The organism is Flavivirga spongiicola (assembly GCF_030540825.1).
In the GTDB taxonomy this organism is placed as follows: domain Bacteria; phylum Bacteroidota; class Bacteroidia; order Flavobacteriales; family Flavobacteriaceae; genus Flavivirga; species Flavivirga spongiicola.
In genome coordinates this window covers 4,692,779-4,715,428 of sequence record NZ_JAUOEO010000001.1, presented here as the reverse complement: position 1 = coordinate 4,715,428, position 22,650 = coordinate 4,692,779, and the positions used below count along the sequence as shown (strand labels likewise).

At 31.1% G+C, this 22,650-nt stretch carries 17 protein-coding genes; 4 read left to right on the top strand and 13 right to left on the bottom strand.

What is annotated here, in order from left to right; genetic code table 11:
• The first annotated feature begins 1 nt into the window (after position 1).
• From Q4Q47_RS18680 to Q4Q47_RS18665, 4 genes are all read left to right on the top strand, one after another.
• A complete protein-coding gene (locus Q4Q47_RS18680) occupies positions 2–1,216 on the top strand; it encodes a FecR family protein (RefSeq protein ID WP_303308159.1) in 1,215 nt (404 codons plus the stop codon).
• 228 nt (positions 1,217–1,444) lie between these two features.
• Positions 1,445–4,834 carry a SusC/RagA family TonB-linked outer membrane protein gene (locus Q4Q47_RS18675; protein ID WP_303308158.1) on the top strand — a complete coding sequence of 1,130 codons (3,390 nt, stop codon included), beginning with the start codon at positions 1,445–1,447 and terminating at the stop codon, positions 4,832–4,834.
• A gap of 17 nt (positions 4,835–4,851) precedes the next feature.
• Positions 4,852–6,201, top strand: a complete 1,350-nt coding sequence (locus Q4Q47_RS18670) for a RagB/SusD family nutrient uptake outer membrane protein (protein ID WP_303308157.1) — start codon at positions 4,852–4,854, stop codon at positions 6,199–6,201.
• Positions 6,202–6,344: 143 nt separating this feature from the next.
• Positions 6,345–9,173 carry a M16 family metallopeptidase gene (locus Q4Q47_RS18665; RefSeq protein WP_303308156.1) on the top strand — a complete coding sequence of 943 codons (2,829 nt, stop codon included), beginning with the start codon at positions 6,345–6,347 and terminating at the stop codon, positions 9,171–9,173.
• A 172-nt stretch (positions 9,174–9,345) separates the two neighbouring features.
• Here the strand turns inward: Q4Q47_RS18665 and Q4Q47_RS18660 are convergent, their stop codons facing one another.
• The 13 genes from Q4Q47_RS18660 to Q4Q47_RS18605 all read right to left on the bottom strand — a co-directional run bounded on the left by Q4Q47_RS18660 (position 9,346) and on the right by Q4Q47_RS18605 (position 22,558).
• On the bottom strand, positions 9,346–9,909 hold the full coding sequence (locus tag Q4Q47_RS18660; protein ID WP_303308155.1) for a hypothetical protein: 564 nt from the start codon (positions 9,907–9,909) through the stop codon (positions 9,346–9,348).
• Positions 9,910–10,100: 191 nt separating this feature from the next.
• Positions 10,101–11,006 (bottom strand): DUF5655 domain-containing protein, encoded by a 906-nt coding sequence (locus Q4Q47_RS18655; protein WP_303308154.1) that lies wholly within the window; start codon positions 11,004–11,006, stop codon positions 10,101–10,103.
• A gap of 1 nt (position 11,007) precedes the next feature.
• Positions 11,008–12,465, bottom strand: a complete 1,458-nt coding sequence (locus Q4Q47_RS18650; RefSeq protein ID WP_303308153.1) for an RNA-binding domain-containing protein — start codon at positions 12,463–12,465, stop codon at positions 11,008–11,010.
• Complete coding sequence (locus tag Q4Q47_RS18645; protein ID WP_303308152.1) at positions 12,437–13,066, bottom strand: DUF4062 domain-containing protein; 630 nt, start codon at positions 13,064–13,066, stop codon at positions 12,437–12,439. Before Q4Q47_RS18645 ends, Q4Q47_RS18650 begins: the two co-directional genes overlap by 29 nt.
• Positions 13,059–14,315: a restriction endonuclease subunit S gene (locus Q4Q47_RS18640; protein ID WP_303308151.1), complete on the bottom strand. Its 1,257-nt coding sequence runs from the start codon at positions 14,313–14,315 to the stop codon at positions 13,059–13,061. The genes Q4Q47_RS18645 and Q4Q47_RS18640 overlap by 8 nt, the downstream gene beginning before the upstream one ends.
• Positions 14,305–15,939 (bottom strand): HsdM family class I SAM-dependent methyltransferase, encoded by a 1,635-nt coding sequence (locus Q4Q47_RS18635; RefSeq protein WP_303308150.1) that lies wholly within the window; start codon positions 15,937–15,939, stop codon positions 14,305–14,307. Before Q4Q47_RS18635 ends, Q4Q47_RS18640 begins: the two co-directional genes overlap by 11 nt.
• 8 nt (positions 15,940–15,947) lie before the next feature.
• Positions 15,948–19,016: a type I restriction endonuclease subunit R gene (locus tag Q4Q47_RS18630; RefSeq protein WP_303308149.1), complete on the bottom strand. Its 3,069-nt coding sequence runs from the start codon at positions 19,014–19,016 to the stop codon at positions 15,948–15,950.
• A gap of 48 nt (positions 19,017–19,064) precedes the next feature.
• Positions 19,065–19,253, bottom strand: coding sequence for a helix-turn-helix domain-containing protein (locus Q4Q47_RS18625; protein WP_303308148.1), 189 nt, complete (start codon positions 19,251–19,253; stop codon positions 19,065–19,067).
• 99 nt (positions 19,254–19,352) lie between these two features.
• Positions 19,353–20,108, bottom strand: coding sequence for a hypothetical protein (locus Q4Q47_RS18620; protein ID WP_303308147.1), 756 nt, complete (start codon positions 20,106–20,108; stop codon positions 19,353–19,355).
• Between the two features lie 47 nt (positions 20,109–20,155).
• Positions 20,156–20,872, bottom strand: coding sequence for a hypothetical protein (locus tag Q4Q47_RS18615; RefSeq protein ID WP_303308146.1), 717 nt, complete (start codon positions 20,870–20,872; stop codon positions 20,156–20,158).
• Positions 20,872–21,135, bottom strand: a complete 264-nt coding sequence (locus Q4Q47_RS18610) for a helix-turn-helix domain-containing protein (RefSeq protein ID WP_079738437.1) — start codon at positions 21,133–21,135, stop codon at positions 20,872–20,874. Before Q4Q47_RS18610 ends, Q4Q47_RS18615 begins: the two co-directional genes overlap by 1 nt.
• A 174-nt stretch (positions 21,136–21,309) precedes the next feature.
• The gene (locus Q4Q47_RS23735) at positions 21,310–21,654 is read right to left on the bottom strand and encodes a site-specific integrase (RefSeq protein ID WP_331497774.1); all 345 of its coding nucleotides are present in this window, start codon (positions 21,652–21,654) and stop codon (positions 21,310–21,312) included.
• Positions 21,578–22,558 carry a site-specific integrase gene (locus tag Q4Q47_RS18605; RefSeq protein WP_331497756.1) on the bottom strand — a complete coding sequence of 327 codons (981 nt, stop codon included), beginning with the start codon at positions 22,556–22,558 and terminating at the stop codon, positions 21,578–21,580. The genes Q4Q47_RS23735 and Q4Q47_RS18605 overlap by 77 nt, the downstream gene beginning before the upstream one ends.
• Positions 22,559–22,650: the final 92 nt, after the last annotated feature.

Sequence of the window (22,650 nt, the reverse complement as noted above, 5' to 3'; positions counted from 1 at the left end):
ATTGCCTGTAGTATATAAACAGTTATTGTTTATAGTTATGTCGGGCAAAAATTATTTAGATTTTACTCCAGAAGAATTCGCATCAGATACATACTTTCAAAATTGGGTATTGAAAGATGACCACATGACCAATTTATTTTGGGAAAAGTGGCTAAAAGATAATCCCAAAAAACAAGCTGACATAGATTTAGCTAGAAAATTGATTCAGCAATTCACCTTTAAAGAGTATCAAGCATCAGAAGAAGATTTTAATGAAGTATGGAAAAACTTAAAGGAGAATCAATCAACATTTGCAACAAAGAAATCTTTTAAGAAAAGATGGTATGCAATTACGGCTGCAGCTTCAGTAGCATTATTGATTTCGGTTTCGGTACTATTTAATAAAAAAGACCCCAAAATCAATCTGCCAATAATAGTAAATAACAATATTAAAGCCGGAACAGATAAAGCTATTTTAACTCTGGAGGATGGTAAGGACATAGCCCTGGAAAAAGGACAAAACTATACTACCGACAATATTGTAAGCAATGGTGAAGAAATAACTTATAAGTTTAGAAAGCGCAATAAAGCTAAAATATTATATAATTATTTGACAACCCTCGCAGGAGGCCAATTCCATATTACATTATCAGATGGAACAAAGGTTTGGTTGAATTCTGAATCCCAATTAAAATACCCAGTAACATTTATTGAGGGCGAAACCCGACGAGTAGAATTGGTATATGGTGAAGCATATTTTGATGTATCTTCAAGTACAGAGCATAAAGGTTCTAAGTTCAAGGTATTAAATCAAGCCCAAGAAGTAGAAGTGTTAGGGACAGAATTTAATATTAAAGCTTATAAAGATGAAAACAATATTTACACTACTCTGGTAGAGGGCAAGGTAGCTGTGAATTTCGAAAATACACAACAAGTACTATTCCCAAATCAACAATTAAATATGAACTTTAAAGATAACAGCACTAAGGTTTTATCTGTTGACGTTTATCGAGAAATATCTTGGAAAGATGGTGTGTTTAGTTTTAAAAATAAAGCCCTTAAGGATATTATGAAGGTTTTATCACGTTGGTATGAAATCGAGGTGATTTTTGAAAATCAAGAACTTGAAGATGTAACTTTTAATGGTGCCTTAGAGAAGAAATTAGACATTACAGATATTTTATCAATAATTGATGTTGACTATGAAATAAATAATAAAACAGTAACGCTCAAATAATAATTCAAACTAAAAACAACAAAGTATGGTATAAATAACTAAAGAAAAAAATGCTTAATAAAAGGCAAAATTAAAAGGGAAACAAGGGTCTGAATTCTGACAAACAACCCTTTACTTCCCCTTAGATGTATTAATTAATTTATTAACTAACTAACACAGAACAAATTTATGGAAATTAAATTTAGTACTACGCTTTTGCCCATACGGAAAAGTGTATTGACCTTCATTATGAGAACATTTATTTTGTTATTCTGTACATCTGTATTTAGTTTCTCTTCAGGAAATCTCCTGTCTCAGAATACTAAAGTGGTTATAGATGCAGATATGACAGTTACCATTGAAGAAGTTTTCGACATCATTGACCGACAAACTAACTTTTCCTTTATCTACAGGTCAAATTTATTTAAAGGCTTGCCAAAAGTAGAACTTAAAAAAGGTTCTTTTCGAATCAATAGACTATTATTGAAAAGTATTGATAGCAAAGATTTTAATTTTATCCTTACCAAGGATAATGCAGTAATAATTAAAAAGAAAGCTCCAGGTGATAAGAAACAAGAAGTTAAGGTTTCTGGTAGGGTAACCAATGAAAAAGGACTTCCCCTTCCTGGTGTTACGGTATTAATTAAGGGTACAGTTACAGGTACAGCAACAGATTTTGATGGCAATTATACTCTTACAGTTCCTTTTTCTGAAAATGTATTGGCTTTTTCTTTTCTGGGTTATGAAACCCAAGAAATCTTAGTAAAGGACCAAACGGTTATTGATGTTCAATTAAAGCCATCTATTACGGGACTTGATGAAGCAATTGTCATTGGCTATGGTAAAGTAAAAAGAGAAGCACTTACTGGAGCCGTTAGCTCCGTAGACGTAAAAAACATTACCAATCAAGCCCCAACAGTTAATTTAGATAATGCTTTGCAGGGGCAAATTGCAGGCGTTTATATTTCAAGTGCAACTGGACAACCAGGCGCAGCAGCAAGGGTAAGGATTAGGGGAACAACATCTTTGTTTGGGTCTAATCAGCCCTTATATGTCATTGATGGTATCCCAGTAGTCCCTAATAGTAATATACCGATTGGAGGAACCGAAGGCCAAAATTTAGGAAATCAATTGGCGCAAGAAGGTATAAGTACGCCATTAGGTAATATAAATAGTGCAGATATTGAATCCATAAGTGTCTTAAAAGACGCTTCTGCAGCAGCTATTTATGGTTCAAGAGCCGCAAATGGAGTTATTATCATAAATACTAAACAAGGGGTTTATTCAGGCAAACCAAAGTTTGATGTGAATTATTCCTTAAGTACACAATCACTGCAAACTTTAGACGTACTGGATGCAAACCAATATAGACAAGTGTGGACTACAGCAGTTGAAAACGGAAGTTCTAATGATGCTTTTGCTCAAAGCGTATTAGATGGATCGCACTTTGGAAACGCTAATACTAATTGGGAAGATGAAGTGAGTCCAGGTAATCCTTTAACCACATTTTTTAATATCAATGTTTATGGAGGCACACAAAAAACTAGATACCATACGTCTATTGGAATCAATACTCAAGATGGGATTTATGATGGTGTTGGTTTTGATCGTTATTCTTATAACCTGAATTTAGATACAGAAATAAATGATAACTGGAAATTTGGTTCTAAGTTAAATGTGTCATTTGCGAATCAAAAAGCATTAGATGGGGGAGTTACACAATTAACCTATAACTATAGACCTGATTTACCAGTGTTTAATGATGAGGGGGAGTATTCATTTTCACCAACATACAGTTTTGAAAACCCTGTAGCACGTTCTAAAGCAAGTAATAATAATAAAACATTACTGTTATTGGGGTCATTTTTTACAGAATTAAGGTTAGCTAAAGGATTACATATTAAGACACTGTTTGCTTTAAATTACAACAATGGCAACCAGCAAAGCTTTTATCCAAAATTTACATTTAGAGGAGGATGGAATAGGGCAAGAGGAGATGGAGATGGTTTTGCTCAAGAAAGTAGAAGTAGGTTTACAAATACGTTATGGCAAAACACTTTAACTTATAATACATTGATTAATGACTTTCATAATGTAGATGTCGTATTAGGAGCTTCTTTTGAAAAGACCAAAAATTCTTTTACAAAAGCTTTTGGGACAGGTTTTTTTAATGACGTACTCACTAATATATCTAGTGCAACAGTTTCTGATAGTGGATCATCTTTTGAATCAGGGTCTGGTATAGAATCTTATTTTGGAAGAATTAATTATGATTATGACGATAAATATTTTATTACGTTATCAGCAAGAGTCGATGGGTCATCAAAATTCGCTAAGGAGAATACACATGCCTTTTTTCCTGCAGCGGCAGCAGCGTGGAGGATATCCAAAGAGTCTTTTTTAGAAAATGCTGAGTTTATTGATGAATTAAAATTACGTGTAAGTTTAGGGAAAACGGGGCAACAAGATTTTGGAGATTATGCATGGCGTACACTTTTTGAAACTTCTAATTACGGAGGAGATCCCTCTGTAATTTTAAGCCAATTAGGAAATGATCAACTAAAATGGGAAACGACAGACCAATTTGACCTTGGCCTAGATTTTTCATTATTCAAAGGAAGGTTATCAGGAGGGATAGGATATTATGTTAAAGATACTAAGGATGCTTTATTTACAGCCATAATACCAGGTAGCACAGGTAGTAATAGAATAATTGCCAATGTAGGTAACACAGAAAATAAAGGTATTGAGTTTGAACTTAAAGGAGATATCATTCGAAAAGATGATTTTAGTTGGAATTTGGGCTTCAATATAAGTAAGAACAAAAATAAACTTACTAAAATATCAGATGACTTTTTAGGAGATGATGGGTTTTTGACAGGTTTTGGCGGCGGTGGAAGGCTTAGAGAAGGAAGCCCTATTGGTTTAATCTATGGATACTTGTCTGAGGGGATTTTCTCAACTCAAGAAGAAATAGATGCTTTAAATACTGCCTCGCCTACAGGAACTTACCAAAATACTCAAACTGCTCCTGGAGATTTAAAGTTTAAAGATTTAACAGGTCCAGATGGAGTCCCTGATGGAAGAATTACAAGTCTTGATCAGGATGTAATTGGAGATACACAACCTGATTTTTTTGGAGGTATTACTAACACGATAAGCTACAAGGGATTTACTCTGTCAACGTTCTTCTCTTATTCAGTTGGGAACGACATTCAGGCTTTTAATTTGGCTAGGGATACTAATTTTTTCAGTACTTTTTTTGGAGAAAATAAGACTACGGATGTTTTAAATGCTTGGACGCCAGACAATACTTCAACCAATATTCCAAGAAGTGTTTATAGAGACCCTAATAATAATGGAAGAATATCGAGTCACTACGTATATAAAGGCTCTTATCTTAGGTTAAAGACATTGAATTTAAATTATACGTTCCCAAAAGAGGTTATACAAAAGTTAAAATTTATAGATAACCTTTCTTTATACTTTACAGCTCAAAATTTGTTTACCATAACAAATTATCCTGGGGCGGATCCAGAAGCTTCTAATTTGTACAATAATGATATAAGTGCAGGAAGAGACAATAACCGTTTTCCAATAGCAAAGGTTTTTACGACAGGTATTAAAATAGGGTTTTAATTAAAAAAGAAATTATCATGAAAAAAATATTGATTATTACAATAGTACTTTTTTTTGCTACCTCTTGTGAATTAACAGATGTAGTGGAAAATAATCCACCAAATAATTTAGTTCCAGAAAATGTTATTCAAAATGAGAATGATGCAAAGGCACTATTAAATGGTGTTTACACAACCATAACGTCAAGAACAAGTGCCTTTTACTATATGTATACAGAATTGATACCGAGTACATTAATCGGTTCTATGAGTAGAGTTGGGTTTGGTACAGCAGCAGGCCAATTTGCAACTAATACTATGACGTTTGATAATACTAATGTCAGAGATTATTGGCTCATATTTTATAAAGTGATTGACCTTTCTAATAATGTTATAACATTAACAGAGGCGTTTCCTGATAGTGAGTTTACTGGAAATAATAAGTCGGAAATCATAGGAGAAGCTCATTTTTTAAGGGCTATGGCTACTTTTGATGCCTTGAGATATTATGGACAATTTTTTGACCAGAATAGCAGTTTGGGTATAGTTTTAAGAACAGAACCATCTAATTTCGTCAATAGAAGTAAAGCTAGAAGTACGGTTGCGGAGTGTTACGCTCAAATCATATCAGATTTGGATAAAGCTATTGCTGATGCACCTGATTTCTCTGTATCATATAGAGCTTCAAAAACGTCGGCAAAGGCCTTAAAAGCTAAAGTGTTACTTTTTCAAGGAAAGTATGCTGAAGCAGCAGTTCTTGCTGATGAAGTTATAAATGGCGGTGTTACAAGCTTAGAAGCAGATTATGAATCAGTTTTTAGTAAAGGATTAAATTCTAATGAAATGATTTTAATGGCTCACAGAGACGAGAACTCAGATGTAGATGACAACAATAGAAAGCGTTTTTATTCAGGAAGAGCTGGTACCACATGGTTTTCTACACTTATGGAAACAGACCCCAGAAAACCTTTTACCTTTAGTGGAGCTACAGTTTTAAAAACAAACGATGCGGATAATTTCAGGCCTACTTACTTCTTACGACTCTCTGAAATGTATTTAATAAAAGCTGAGGCTCTTGCTATGAGCGGTGCTACTTTAGCAGATGCAAGCGTTCCATTGAACATTGTTAGAAATAGGGCAGGTATTGGAGATTCTCCTGCCACAACCCTTGATGAACTTAAAGATGATATTTTCAATGAAATAACTCGTGAACTTGCCTTTGAAAATGGAAGTGAATGGTTTGCTGCCATACGTTTAGGAAAGGCTATGACATTAAAGCCAGCTATCACAAGCTCTAACCAATATATTTTACCAATACCGGAGGAAGAAATAACAGGTAATGGCGCATTGACCTTAGCCGATCAAAACCCTGGTTACGAAAGTATATAGTATCATATTTATTTGAGTTAGTCACTTAAAATAATAGAGCTGTAAACAAATTTACAGTTTATGGCTCTATTTCTTTAGATTTTTCAAATCTACTTATTTGGTATTAATAGGGCTATAACTCTTAAAATCACAAAACATCAATCATGAAAAATATAACAGTAATCATAATTATCATTTTAACCCTTTTTATAGGGGAAACAGTGGCTCAAACTACTAGTTTTAATACACACATCCCAATAGACCCATCAATTAAAACAGGTAAATTAAGTAATGGCCTTGCTTATTACTTAAAGCGCAATGCTAAACCAGAGAACAAAGCAGAATTAAGACTTGTATTAAATGTAGGTTCTGTACTAGAAGATGATGACCAGCAAGGTTTGGCGCATTTTATAGAACATATGGCATTTAATGGAACTAAAAGCTTTGAAAAAAATAAGCTTATAGATTATTTACAGAGCTTGGGAATTGAGTTTGGTGCCGATTTAAATGCCCATACCGGTTTTGATGAAACGGTATACAAGTTATCTGTTCCTACTGATGACGAGGCTATTTTTAATACCAGCCTCCAGGTTTTAAGGGAGTGGGCAGATGGTATTACGTTTGATGATGAAGAAATAGACAATGAAAGAGGGGTGGTTGCAGAAGAACTGCGGGCAAGAAGCGGTGCTAATATGCGCATGTTTTATCAATCTATACCAGCAATAACAAATAACTCCAGATATGCTAAAAGATTACCCATAGGAATGTTAGATGTTATTTTAAATTCAGAATACGAAACTATGAAGCGTTTTTATAGGGATTGGTACCGTCCTGATTTAATGGCACTTGTTTTAGTTGGGGACTTTAATGTTGATGAAACCGAAATCAAAATCAAGAAATTATTTGATGATATAGCCCCTGTTAAAAAAGCAAAAGAACGCATCTATTATGAGATTCCTAATAATATAAAGCCTGCTGTTACTATAATTACAGATAAAGAGGCAAGAGGTGTCAATATTTCTGTCTACCATAAAAAGAAAGGTAAAGCAATTACTACTTTAAAGGAGTATAAGCAAGTGGTTTTACAGGAGTTGTATTCAGGTATGTTGCGTCAGCGCTTAGATGAAATAGAAGTGTTACCTGATGCCCCGTTTTTAACAGCAACAGCTATAATTGGCAAGTTTTTTGGTAATATGCATAGCTATTCTTTAAGAGCTAATTTAAAAGAAGATAAAATTAAAGAAGGTATTGAATCTATATTAATTGAAAGTGAAAAGGCTAGAAGATATGGTTTTACAGAATCTGAATTAGAACGTTATAAATCGGTTATATTAAATAACGCCAATATATATAAAAAGGAAATAGGAAAAATACCTACCAGATACTATGTTGAACAATACATAGATCATTTTACCCATGGCGACCCAATTCCTGGAGATAACTTTATTTATGAATTTTATAAAGAGGTATTACCCGCCATAACGCTTGAAGAAGTAAACAAAGTAGGTGCAGAATGGGGTAAACAACAAAACATAGCTGTAGTGATAAAGTCCATAGCAAAAGATGGCTTGAGGTTACCAAGTAAAAGCGAAATATTGAAAATACTATCTTCCAGTTATACTAAAGATATTGAGCCTTATAGTGATAAGCTAGGAAATTTAGAATTAATGCCAGAGAAACCAAAACCTGGTAAAATTGTAAAAACGGAATATCACGAAAATGTGGATATCACTACATGGAAACTTGATAATGGTGTTACCGTTATTGCCAAACCCACAGATTTTCAGAACGATTTAATAGTTATGAATGGTTTTAGACCTGGCGGGAGTTCCCTTTCACCAGATTCCTTATATGTGTCTGCTAGAGAAGCGGGTAATATTATTAGCTCAAGTGGAGTAAATAATATTTCGAATATAGATTTGAAGAAATTGAATATGGGAAAAACTGTTAGAGCCGTTCCTTATATTAATTTTTATGAGGAGTTGTTTTCGGGTAGCAGTTCATCTGCCGATCTTGAAAGAATGCTACAAATGGTACATTTATATTTTACAGCTCCTAATAAAGATGCCAATGTTTTTGATGTACACAAAGAACGTTTAAAATCAACATATAAGGATAGAGATAACAGTCCAGGGGCTTTCTTTGAGAAAAAGAAAAGCGAGGTGATGACCCAAAATCATTTAAGAGGTGTTCCATTAACAGAAGGACAAATTGAAAATGAACTAAAATTGGATGAAGTTTATAATTTTTATAAAAAACGTCTTGAATCTGCCAATAACTTTACTTTTATTTTTGTTGGAAGTTTTGAATTGGAAACGCTCAAAAAGTTGGTGACAGGCTATTTAGGAAGCCTTCCTTCCAATTTAAAGGAAGAAAACTCTTGGAAAGATATTGGCTTAAGACGTCCAAAAGGTGTTATTAAGAAGACATTTGTAAAAGGCATTGATGATAAAAGTAAAGTAACTATTAATTTTACTGGAGAACTTGACTTTTCACCAGAAAAAAAAGGACAAATAAGCTTATTGGGTAAATTGTTGAAGATTAAGCTAACGGAGAAGTTACGTGAAAAAATGTCTGGTGTTTATGGAGTGCAAGTTTCAGGTTTTGCTATAAATAAACCCTATGATTGGTATAGGATGAATATACGGTTTACTTGTGCTCCAGAAAACGTAGATAAGTTAATAAGAAAAGTATTTGAGGAAATTGAAAAGATTAAAAATGAAGGGGTGTCAGAAGCTGATATAAACAAAATAAAAGAAGCAGAATTGGCGAATATTGAAGAACGCCTTAAGTTAAATTATTATTGGGTTTCTCAGATTAAAAATGTTAATGAATTCAATTTGAATTATGATGACATTTTAGATTACGAGACGAAAATAAATAAAATTGATTCAGAATATTTCAAACAGTCTGCAAACATTTACTTTAATATGAATAATTATGCCCAATTTATTTTAATGCCCGAAAATGAAGAGAACAAACAAGAGAACTAACTAATAAAACGGTAATGGTTAGAAAGCGAAAACCACCCATTATGGGTGGTTTTTTATGCACTGTCGTTTTTGATTATGATGCTTTAAGGAATAGAGTCTTTTCCATTCCAATTAGGGTAAGGTTGTAATTTTTTAGAATAATTAGTATTTACCCAATTTGTAAGTAGTGATTTTAGTTTTTTAGAACATCTGTTATAAATGTGGTATCTGTAGATATTTTAGCAAAATGAATATGCATTAGGTTTTCTTCATCTTCCTTTTTTAATTTTAAGATTAAATACTTAACTAAATTCTTATCTACTTTTTGATATACAATCTCGAACTTCATTAACAATCCGATTAAGTCATCGAGATAATCAACTTTTGATATACCATCTATAAGAGGTGATGCAGTGATTTTTAATGCTTCATAATAAGACAAAATACCATCGTTTATGTCTAAAGCAACAAGTAAACGGTACAATGTTGGTCTGTGCTTTTTACAAATGATTTTAATTCTATCTTTTGTGAAATTTGTAGTAGGCTTACAATAAGCATATTGCCCCTTGCCAAAAGTTAAAGGTGTTGAAGATTTAATTACACCTTTCTGTGTTGCTCTTTGGATTATTTTACGAGCGTTACTGTTTGATATATTAAAAGAATCTTCAAGTAACTGACATAATTCATTGCTTACTTTTACATTTTTATCGTCAAGAGATTTTAGAATAAAAGATTCATATTTATTTAAATTAGCCATAGTGAATGTCACACTGCACTTATATTATTTAATTAACACCTTTTATGGCACTCTTTAATTTTTATCTACAATGATTTTTTGTTTTATATCAATTTGATAATCAGTTATTTAATATTGTTTAAAATGCCTTTTTAAAACTAAAAAAGCCTAATAACATATCTTTTTTGTCACAAGCATATTAAATATTATAATCAAATAGCTTGTTTTATTAAACTCATTATGTATTCTAAATCGTTTGTATTTTTTATAACTAATTCATAATCTCCATTACCCCAATGACCAATGTTAGAAACATCACGCATTAAGTTTTTAGGGTCATCAAGTTCTCCACTTTTTAAGTTTACCCATAACTTTATACCGCTTTTTTGAATTAAAATATCACAAATGATACGGTTGCCTTTAAATGCAATTCTTTTCTTTCGTGGTATTATTTCTATGTCTTCTTTGAAATTTAGAATAGCATCTCTAAAAGATTCATACAACTCTACTGCACTATCAGACTTATTTAATGTATGGCCTTCTTCTGAGTAAACTTTTATTTCTTTGGTAATGTTTTCTAATTCCTTATTAGATGCTGTTATTGGCTTAATACTTTCTGCAGACTTACTTTTTCTAATTTGATTAATACTTATTAAATTATTTTCATAGCGTTTTACTTCCCACAGTTCAATTGCTATATCTTTAAAATTTGTTGCTGTTCGTTGATTATCAGTAAAAATTGTTGAAACAAAAACGACTCTTGTTTGACTCCAATCTACATCAGTACGCTTTAAATTCTCTTTTAAAGTTTCATTATACTCTACAATAAAATCAGCTTTGTTTTCGAGCATTAAACTTAGATACGTAAAACCTTGGTCAACAACACTTATATTCTTACTTCTCTTATATTCAATAATTATAAATGCATTTGATTGTTTATCATAAGCTAAAGTATCTATACGCTTATTTTTTATAGAGAACTCTGACTTTACTAATTGTAAATTCATCAAAGCATCTAAATTACTTTCAAAAAGAGCTTGTATCTCCTTTTCTAATTTAAATGGCTTTTCCTTTAGAATACTTATAGTATCTTTTGATTTTAAGTTATATAAGTTCATCTTAATAATTTTTAATAGTATAACTACCTGTTTTAAGAGAACCTACATATTCAATAAAACCTTCATCTTTTAATTTTTTAAGATAACGTTCTGTAGTAGATAAACCTTTATCTATAACAGTAGCAATATCTTTAGTTTTTAAACCAGAAGTAGAATCAATAAGCTCATAAATAGTAATAAGTTCATTTTTTATACCCTCATTTTCATCTTTAAAAGTTTCTTTTAGCTTACTTTTTATACCCTCATTTATACCCTCATTTATACCCTCACTATTTTTAAGAGTTACTTTAAGTTCCGGAAAAACAACTGTAGTAATATTATTATTTTGTTTCCAGGAAGGTGTTTTGAACTTATTCTTCTTACAATCATTAATCATTCTTAAAGTACCACTACCAAGCATTTCAATATACCTTCTTATAAAACATATTTTAGCAATATCTGGATTACGTAGTATAGAATTATGTTCTCTTCTTAAATCTCTTAATGTAATACCTTCTGGCAAACCACCATAATTAGCAATTTCTGTTCTATCAGAAAAAATTGAGATTTGTAAAAAACCATTAACAGAATTATAATCTCTATGTACCATTGCATTTAGTAAACCTTCTCTTAAAGCTAATAAAGGATAGTTTAATTTTTCTTTTCTATGAATACCATCAACACTAATACTTTTACCAAAAGTTGCATCTAAAAAACTTAGTACACCAGTTATGTTACTAAATAAATTATCATCAAAAATGCGGTCGTTTAAAAACCTATCTCCTGTACTATCTGATGGATATACTGTAATTCTTATTTTAGACTGCGGAATAAACAGCATAGGTGATTTTGCAAACAGTACAATACAAGCGTTCGTATAATGACCGTTTTGCATTAATCCCATTTGAATTAGGAAATCTTCTTCATCTTCAAAATGAACATCAGATTTAAAATCTTGATAATACTCAATAGTTTTGTTTATTTCATCTTTATCTAAATCTGAAAGAGAAGCACCTAAAACCGAACGTCTTTCCCAATGAAAATCTGCTGCTTTACGCTCACTAATTAGTTCTTTTAGTATATCTTGACTTGATAGTTTAGTTCTGTCATTTTCACGAGTAAAAATCTGACCTTTGTATTGATAAGGTTTATTTGCACCTTCCCAAACACTTATTAATACAAGGTCTTTACCTTTATATCTAATTACTTGCGATGAAATCGGTGCATTAGGTCTAATAGTATCTATTAATTGATGTTGTATTCTATTTCTTAACCTTTGAGCATTATCTACACCAACTATTTGTTTATTATCAGCTACACCAATTAATAAATCACCACCTTCTGTATTAATAAAAGCGGTTATAGTTTTGGCAATAGTAGTTATATGGGCATTCGTTTTAAACTCTAAACGTACACTCTCTTCTTTCTGTAATAAGTTATTTATAATAAAACTATTCTCCATCTGCCTCTTGTATTTCATTAATTATACCCTCAACAAAACCTTTATCTGAAAACTGAGTAATAATATAAGTTAGCATTTCATCTAAACGATAAAATTCTTGTGCCCAATTACCATTTCTTAATGTAACAGGTATATGATTCTCTATAACGTACTCATATATTTCAATAGTACGCTCATCAAAAAATTTATTCTTATCTACAACTATAGAAAAGTCTTTGTATTCATCATCATCTTTTGCAATAATTGTATCTCCTTTTTTAAGACGTAATTTACCACGTAATAAACGACCAAACGTAACGTCTCTATGTACTAAAAACCAATATGGTTTCTTTAGCTCAATCGCTTTTTTAATTTCTTCAAAAGTTATGTTTTTATCTCCAATATTTCCTGTACCATAATAAGGTCTTATAATCCCTAAAAACAAATCACATTCTTCTACTGTATTTAAACAGTTTTCTAAATTAGACAATGTAGGATTTACTTTTATAGTACCTATATGAGAGTTTAAAACTGTATAACCTAACTGCTGTAATTGCGCTACTATTTGGGATAGTTGGTCTTCAAAACCATAGACAGTAGAGCCTACCATTATTTTTATGTCTTTTTTCTTTTTAGCCATAATCTTCTTGTGGTTCTGCTGCTTGGTTAATATGCTTTTGCGCTTCTTTAAACGTTACTTGACCATTTATAAGCAATGGGGTAAGCCAGTCCAAAAGATTTTGATATTTATCAATTTCGGCAAAAAGTAATAACTTTTTTTCAACTAAAGGGGCAACTATATTATTATACTTTTTAATAATTTTTTCATCTGGTAGCACAATGTTGTGCACTGAAACATTCGTCCGAGTTAACTGACCTTGAACTGAACCAGTTGAAGAGTTTTTTAAATTTAGCCAACGTAGAGAATGATAAATAAATTCATTATTAATATTCTTATTCTTTATTTTAAAAACCATTGAATTACCAGTTATCCAAGATTTGGGCCTCGTCCTATGTATGTTACCACAAGCACCTCTGCAAGAAACAACAACTTCTGAATCTTCGTGATTAAATTTTGAATACTTGCCAATGATACCATTTGAGCCATAAACTAAATAACTCGCATTAGCATCCATAACTTTTTGGGATATAGTTTTAGGCTGATATATTTCACAAAAATCACCTAAAGTTATGGTTTTCCAACCATCAGGTATTTTTCTATTTAACTCTTTAGAATAAAACATTTCACCACCCGATGTTTTATAGGGTTTAATGCTAATGTTAGGAAAATCAAATTGAATAAACCAATAGTCGAAAATTGACATAGACATATTTTCAATTTGATTAATTAAGCTATTACAAACTTCTATTTTTTCATATATATTATATAATAATTCACCTATTTTACATTGAACTTCAAAGGTTGGTAAAAGTAATTCTAAATATGAAAAAATTTGCTCATTAAAACTTGCTCTTAATGTCATTATAGCGTTATTATTCATTGCTTTTCTAAAAAGATAACTTCTCAAGTAAAAACCAATAAATTTTGAGTCTACTAAACCTTCTTCTTTAGGTCGTAACCTCTTAGAAAAACCGCTAAATGTAGCATCTGGATAATCCTTTAAGGCAACTGAACTCATACCCAACTCATCAAGTGTTTCACTCGTACGAGTTAAAAAAATATCCCCTTTCTTTACAGAATATATTTGTCTTTCCTTTATTGATGTATTCATTAACTCATCAAGTTCATTTGGAAGAAAAACATTATTAAAAATTGTGCTAAATGATACAAACGGAAAACCGTGACCTGCTTGTTCGGGTTTAGAAGATATACCTGAACTCATATCATAGAGTTCATCAAATCTATATTTTTTTAATTTATTTACCACTGCAAGACAATTTTTTTAAATTTTTGAAAATCTCATTTTCTAATTGTGAAGATTTTACAGAAAGTTCACTAATAGATTTTTGATAGCTTACCATACTATCGACAAAACTTTCATTTGATATATCAATGTATTCTATTTTTACTTTGAAATATTGACCAGCACTGAAAGAATAATTCTTTTTTATAATATCATTATTAGAAACCACTACTGAAATATTATCTACAGTTTTCTTATTATTAAAGATTTCTATAATTTGTTGTTCTTCTATATCACTTAATACTGTTTTTTTATTTTTACCTTCTTTTATTTGTGTACCTAAATTTGAGGCGTCGATTAACACAACATCTTCAGTATTATTTTTATCTATAAAAACAATTGAAACATTTGTACCTGTAGTAGCAAAAATATTAGATGGCATACTTACTACACCTGCAAGCATTTTGCTTTCCACCATTTTTTTTCTAATCTTTTTGTCTATGCCAGTTTGTGCTGTAATAAAACCTGTAGGTACAACAATAGCTGCTTTACCATTTTTGGTTAAACTGTGTATAATATGCTGCAAGAACAAACTATAGATAGCCATTGATTCCTTTTTCTTTTTAGGAATATTTGGTATTCCTGCAAAGAAGCGCTCATTATTTTCTTTACTATCTAAATCGTCTCTATACTCGCTAAAATCTAACTTAAATGGTGGATTAGATACGATATAGTCAAACTTCTGTAGTTCATTATCATTATCTTTATGAAAAGGTGCTAAAATAGTATTACCACGTACTACATTTTGAAGTGAATGTACTAAGTTGTTTAAGATTAAATTTAAGCGTAATAGTTTCGATGATTTTTTAGAAACGTCTTGTGAATAAATAGTACACTTGTCCTCACCAATTGCGTGCGCTAAATTCATTAATAATGTTCCAGAACCTGCACTTGGGTCGTAACACGTAACATCTTGTATGTTATCTTCTGTTACTAAAATAGAGGCCATTATTTTGGCAACTGCGTGCGGTGTGTAATACTCTGCATACGTACCACCACTATCATTATTATAGTCTTTTATTAAGTATTCAAAAATAGTAGCATAGAAGTCGTATTTCTCATTAAAAATATGCTCAAAACTAAAGTCTACTAATTGATTAATTACTGCTTTAGCAAATGCATTTCTATCACCTTCATCAATTTTTTCGCTTATTCTTTCAAATAATGGTTCTTTTGAGCCACTTGTGGTTATTACAGAAAATATATCATTGTTTTGAATCGCAATATCCATCAAAGTATCGTCAAATGTTTTTGCGAAATCTGATGTATTTTGAATACCAAATAAATGTGATATAAAATGGTGTGATTGTAAAACTGCTGTATCTGCACTCAATTGCAAGGTTAACATTTCGTATTCTTCCTCTGTTAATTGTTCAATTGCTTGCTGCCATTTTTCCGCTTTAGCTAATTCAGTATTCAGCTGTTTTACCTCATAAGCAAACTTATCGTTTAAAAACTTGTATAGGAAAGTTTGTGTGATGATAATGTATTCGTCGCCACTATTACCCAAACCGTAATTAGAACAAATTCCTTTAAGGCTGTCTATTAGGTTTTTTACTTGTGTTTGAAATTGTACTGTTGTCGTCATTTATTTATCTAAGCTGTACGCCCGTGAAATTCGTTTGTATATTCTTGTACCACTAAATTATTTATGAATTTAGAAGTCTCTGGATTTAGTTTAATATTGTTTTGTTTTACAAATTGGTTAATCACCAATTTAATCATCATCTTATCTAAATAGCCCTCGTTTTGCAGTAAGCGACTGTTTTGTATTACTTGAAGGTCAGCTTCATTTTTAACGGATTGTAAGGCTTCAAATAGTTGGCTTTCTCTTTTCGTTAAACCTCCTTTTTCAATTAGTCTTTTATGAATACGACAGTATTTAGGGTCATTATCATATTTTGCTTGTAATAACCTATTCTGCCTATTTAACTCTAATATTTTTGCGTGTATTTCTCTTAAAGCACCAATATTTGCTTTCATTTCATCTTGAGTTACTTCGTTTAATTTCTTCTTCTTAAACAAACGCTCTAATTCTTCATATAGGCTAACAAACTCTGGGTCTTTTTTATCAAAATTACTTGCTAATTCCTCTCTTGTTTTACGAAGTGTGTCTTTTAGTTGGTCTGCTAATATGAGTTCTTCTTCACCAACTTTATTAAACATAAAAATAACATCCTCTAAAGCTACATTTAAAAGATTAGTAGTATCAATATCATTTTCTAATGCTTCTTTTTGATTGAGTAATTGTAGATGATTATTAGCTTCTCTATATAATAATGATAGCTTTTTAAAATCTATTTTTTCTAATAACTCAAAATGTCTAAATAAACGTATTAGATTATATAGACTTTTAGCATTACCTAAAGCCTTAACTAAACCTAACATCTTTTTACGGTCTGATATTTCAGAGATTTGTTGCGAGAATATTTCAGCATTTTGGGTGTCAAAATGAAATAGAATCTCCTTAATATCTGCTATCTCTTCTTGAATTTCTTCTTTAGATTTAAAGATGTTGGAATAATGTTCCATTTCATCTCCTAAAACATCTTGTAACTCCTCAAAATAATCTTTATTAGTTTTATCAAATTCAGCTTTAATATCTGCAAAATCAACAACAAAACCGTATCTATAATCTTTATATGTTCTGTTTACTCTGGTTAAAGTTTGTAATAGATTATGCTTTTTAATTACACGACCTATATATAATTTCTTCAAACGTTTAGCATCAAAACCTGTAAGCAACATATTGTAAACAAAGAGTAAGTCAATTTTACCATCTTTAAAATCTTCCACTTCCTGTTTGCGTTCATCTTTAGTACCAATATCGTGAAGTATTAAAGCAGCTGTTTTTACTTTATAACTTTCCTTTTTTTGCTTACCATAAGATTCATTTTCTTCTGCAACTTTGTCTAAAACTATATTATTGCTAATACTGTATTTATTATTGAAAATTTCAAATAGCATTTTAGCTTGGTCAGAACTATCACAAACTACCATACCACCAACAGACTCATCATTATTCATTAATCTGAAATCCTCAAAATCTTCAACAATGTAATCTAACATTGGTTCAGCAAATCTTGCATCTGCATAGATTTTTTTCTTGGGCACATCACCTTGCAATACTTTTATTTCTTTTAAGGCTTGTTCTAAAACCATTTTGTAATTAGAAGCAATTTCTTCTCTAATTAGTTTTAATGTATAACCATCAGCAATAGAAGCGTTGTAATAGTACTTATGAATATAGTCACCAAACAAGGTTTTAGAATTGTATTCAGTACCCAATAAAGGTGTACCTGTTAATCCAATTTTAATAGCATTTTTATCGGACTGTTCTAAATTAGCTAAGAAACTACCTTTAGGATTATAACTTCTATGAACTTCATCTAAGAAGTAAATACGTTGAATATTAATATCATAATCTTGTTCTGTTACTATCTGAGCATCCTCAGAAAACTTTTGAATATTTACTACTGTAATTTCTGCATTACCTCTTTCGTTATGAAGTGCTGCTTTAGATTTTATATCTGCAACAAATTCATTTCTTGAATTAACAATATGAACGGTTAAACCTCTGCTGGTAAATTCTCTTTTAGCTTGTATTAATAAGTCCAATCTATCTACTATAAAATAGAATTTTGGTATTACGTTTTGCTTTTGATAATAATCAGTTAGAAACTTTACATTGTAGTAGGTTAAAGCTGTTTTACCACTTCCTTGTGTGTGCCAAATAATACCTTTTCTAATACCCTCATTTAATTTACTCTCTATTGCTTTAGTTGCAAATAATTGAGGATAACGCATTATGTGCTTCTGTAAGCCTGCACTTTCATTTACATAAGCAATAGCATATTGTAAGATAAATGATAAACGGTCTTTTGAAAACAATGACGTAGAAACTCTATTTGTTGGTGTATTTGAATCTTTATTAGTTAAAAACTCTGGTGAGTGTTTTATGATAACTAAGTTGTTGTCTTTTAATATTTCATTTTCAGTAGCATCATTTTCAGGTAACAAAAGACTATTTAAATCAAATGCTTCTTCTTCTCTGAAATAATTAAATATTGGTTTATGATAAGAAGGTGAAGCGTAAAAGACACCTTGTACAGTATCTACATCATCAGTATCGTATTCCATATTATTAGAGAATACCATTAACTGAGTAATGTTTACAAAGCGTCTGAACTTTTTATTCTGAAAACGTTTATTAATTCTGTTGCGTTCTGCAATTATACCCTCTCTATTGTTAGGCTTTTTTACTTCAATAAAAACTAAAGGCAATCCATTAACCAAAAGAATTATATCAGGTCTAAACTCCTCGTCTCCATTTTTATAGGTAAGTTCTGTAACGACATTAAACGTATTGTTTTCAAAGTTTTCAAAATCAATAATCTTATGTCCTGTTTTTTGAATTATGCGCTCGTAAAAAGCCTTACCTAAATCTTCATTATCTAAAAGCAACGAAACATCACTCAATAATCTTTTGGCTTCATCTTCCTCTAAATTGTGATTTATTCTTTGTATGCTATCAATAAATATATCTGTGAATATGTTTGTTTCTTGATTCCAAACAGCTCCCTTTAACGATAAATACTTATATCCTAAACGAGTAAGATGCAGTATTGATGGTATTTTAACTCTTGAATCTTCGTTGAATTTCATTAGTATTGATTGACCTTTGATTTATACTTGTCATTTTTTATGCTACGGTTAATTTTCAATTAAAAGGTCACTTACCTTTATATTTAATATTTCCGCTATTTGATAAAGTACTTCCAAACTTGGTTGGTTTCTGTTTTGCACATAACCATTAACAGTATTGAAACTCTTACCTAATCGCTCAGCAAGCCATACCTGCTTAACCCCTCGTTCTTCGAGGACTTCTTTAATACGGTTCATAGGGAATTATTTTGAATGTTAAATATAGTATATACTTTGTATTAATACATCGTATTACGTTATATTTTTATAATAAATATGAATGTAGGTGAATATGTGTTAAGCGACAACCTTTGCTTTCTCCTTTAAAGTTTCAAGATGCTTTACCATATTGCTTTTACACCATACCTCTGGCTCTAATTTAGGTGCGTGCCCTATCGCTTTGGTTAATTCCTCAGTCATTATAGCCTCAACAACATCTACATATTCTGCTGTGGTAGAAATACTATCGTGAATTGTAAATATTGGTGCATCTGGATATTCTACAGAAATACGTTTTGCTATAACATCTATCATTAAGTAACTCTCAATACTCTGCAATAATCTTGGAAGTAGTGATTTGTCTTTACTCTTAATCTGTCTAAACACCTCATAAACGTATGGGAACATCTCCTTAAACATCTTCTTTGGTTTTGCATCCTCTTGCCCCAAGAATCTATTATCTGTAAATAGCACTTGGAATACTGCTGTTTTTACTTCCTTACGGTTAGCAAATGTTTCTCCCAATCGTTGGCTAAACTGTTGCTCTAAAAACTCATAAAGTGTACCACTCACCACAAGATTTATATACTGACTAAACTCATTATTCATAAGGGTTTTATCAATATCTCCTAACATAATGTAAGAATCAGTATCGTGTACTTTGATATGTGATATATTCAATCTATCATCAATCCTACCATCAACCTCATAATTATTATCATTTATATTATTAAAAGAAGAAAATAATGACTTTTTGGGCTCGTCAAACGTGATTGATAACTCTTTTGGTGCATTAGGCTCATTTTTTTGCTCAATCCAGAACGAGCGACTCAACAATATGGTGCTTAAATAAGGTTGACTATTTTTAATATCAATCGAAATTAATTTTTCGTTACTGCATTTCTGATAACGCTTCGCATATTCGTAAGGTTAGAATGGAAACGATACACATTATCATCGTGCAACAAATAATAATCTTGACGGCTTATTTTTTCTGCGCTAATTTTTGCGTGGTTTAATTGGTCAATCGGTCTTTTATATTTGACTTCAACCTTACCATAGTTATTAACCTTTTTGGATTGCCATAATGATTTGTTGTCTTTCTTTAATACATACTCTACGGATAAAAACTTGTTGACGTAATCAATATCAATTTCTAATTTTTCATCAAACCATTTGGTTAGATAGTTTAGATGCTTTACCGATGCTATTCTATTATTACGCTCAACTTTTAGTTTTCTATAAAATGTTTGTTCGCTTATTGTATGAATAGCCACTTCGCATCTGTATTTTTCAGTTAGCCTAAACCCTTTTGATTTTGACCCAACAAAGTATTGATTATCCGTTTCAATAACTTTTGCAACATTGATAAGATAATTTAAGTACTCTTTGTAATTAGAGGTTTTGTCCTGCAAGATTTTTGCACTTATAGACACAAAATCATCATACATTAAATCTTTGTTGTAGAGTGTAAGCGCATTTATTAAGTGAATAACATATAATAGCTTATCTCTTTTGTGTTTGTACTTTTTAAAATTAGGTGGATAATCATAGACAATTTGGTCTATGTCTAAATTTTCTGGTATGTATAATCTCATTATGCACTTTTGTTTTGGATTAAAATTCCGATTACATCATCATACTCATAATACATTGTTTTACCCATCTTGGTATAAGGTAATGTTCCGTTGATTCGTAAGTTCTGCAATGTGCCTGCTGAAATATTTAATAGCTCACGTACGTCTGCTGATTTTAACCACTTTTTTTGCTCTGTTTGGCTTCCTAAAATTGTCTTCAGTTCTGTGATGATTTCCTGTTTAAGAGTCTTTAAATCATCCTTTGTAATTACTTCAAATGTCATTCTGTATTAAAACGTGTAAACACCTGATTTATATTGTGTTAATTTACGACAATTTGATGCCTTTATAAAATGAAGTTATAAACAGTTGTAAACAAAAAGGGCTCTTTTTTCAACAGAAAAACCCCTGTAAAAACAAGGGTTTAAGCATATACTTATATATTTTGTATTTATGTTCTAATTTGCTATTCTATTGGAAGCGTCAATATTAGTTTTATCTGCAAACTTTTGTTTTAAAATTGCCATATCATCACTTACTTTTCTATCCAATATTTTAGCATAGTGTTGAGTTGTTTTTAATGATTTATGACCTAACATCTTGCTTACTGATTCCATTGGGACACCATTAGAGAGCGTTACAGTAGTTGCAAACGTATGACGAGCTAAATGGGTGGTTAAGTTTTTATTAATACCACACAAGTCTGCTATCTCTTTTAAATAGGCATTAGACTTTTGATTGCTTAATACAGGAAGTAAAACCCCTTTTGTAACTGCTTCTGGATGGTTCTCGTATTTCTTTATAATCTCTAAAGCGGTTGGAAGTAGTGGAATTACTGCGTGTATCTGTTTTAGTACACTTTGTCTTTATCCACTTATCGCCATCAATACCAAACACCAAATTGTCTTTTGAGAGTTTCTTAACGTCGCTATACGCTAAACCTGTAAAGCAACAGAATATAAAAATGTCTCTTACTTGCTCTAAACGATTGGTGTGTAACTCTTTTTCGAGCATTGTTTGTATTTCTTCTTCTGAAAGGAATTGACGTTCCACTTCTTTTAAACGCACTTTATAATTTAGAAATGGGTCTTTTTTAATCCAATCGTTGGCTATTGCTATACGTACTATCTTTTTAAAGTTCTTGATATACTTTATAGTACTGTTATGTCCGCAGTTTCTAACCGTTTTTAAATAGAACTCAAAATCTGTAATATACTTGTGGTCTATTCTGTTCACAGGAATATCACTTACGTTGTACTGATGTTGCATAAACTCTTGCAGATGCTTACATACGGTTTTATAACGTTCTAAAGTTCCTGCCGAAAATTCTTTACCAACTAATTTTTCAACTTGCTTGTTGTGATTGTTAAAGATGGTTATGAGCGTTCTTTGTTTTTCCTCAATACCTAAAAACTTGTTTTTAAGGGTTTCAGTTGTAACCTCTTTATTATCTTGAATTAAGTCTCTTTGACTTTGATATACTTTTGTAGTAAGTGAATCTAAATAGGCATTTAGTTCTCGTATATCTTCTGTTCTTCCAATAGCTTTATTGGCTTCAACGCTCCATTTTTCAATCTCAATGGTACGTTTTGTACTAATCTCTGTACGCTTACCATCTATGATAATACGTAGGTAAATAGGGCATTTACCCTGTGCATCTACTTTACTCTTTTTTAAGTAGAATAATAATCCAAATGTTTTGTTCATTCTGGTGACCTTTAATTATACATTAATTTACAAAATATAGAGGTCTTTTAGTTGATTTATATTACTGATTTATAAGTAGTTATAAGTAATTA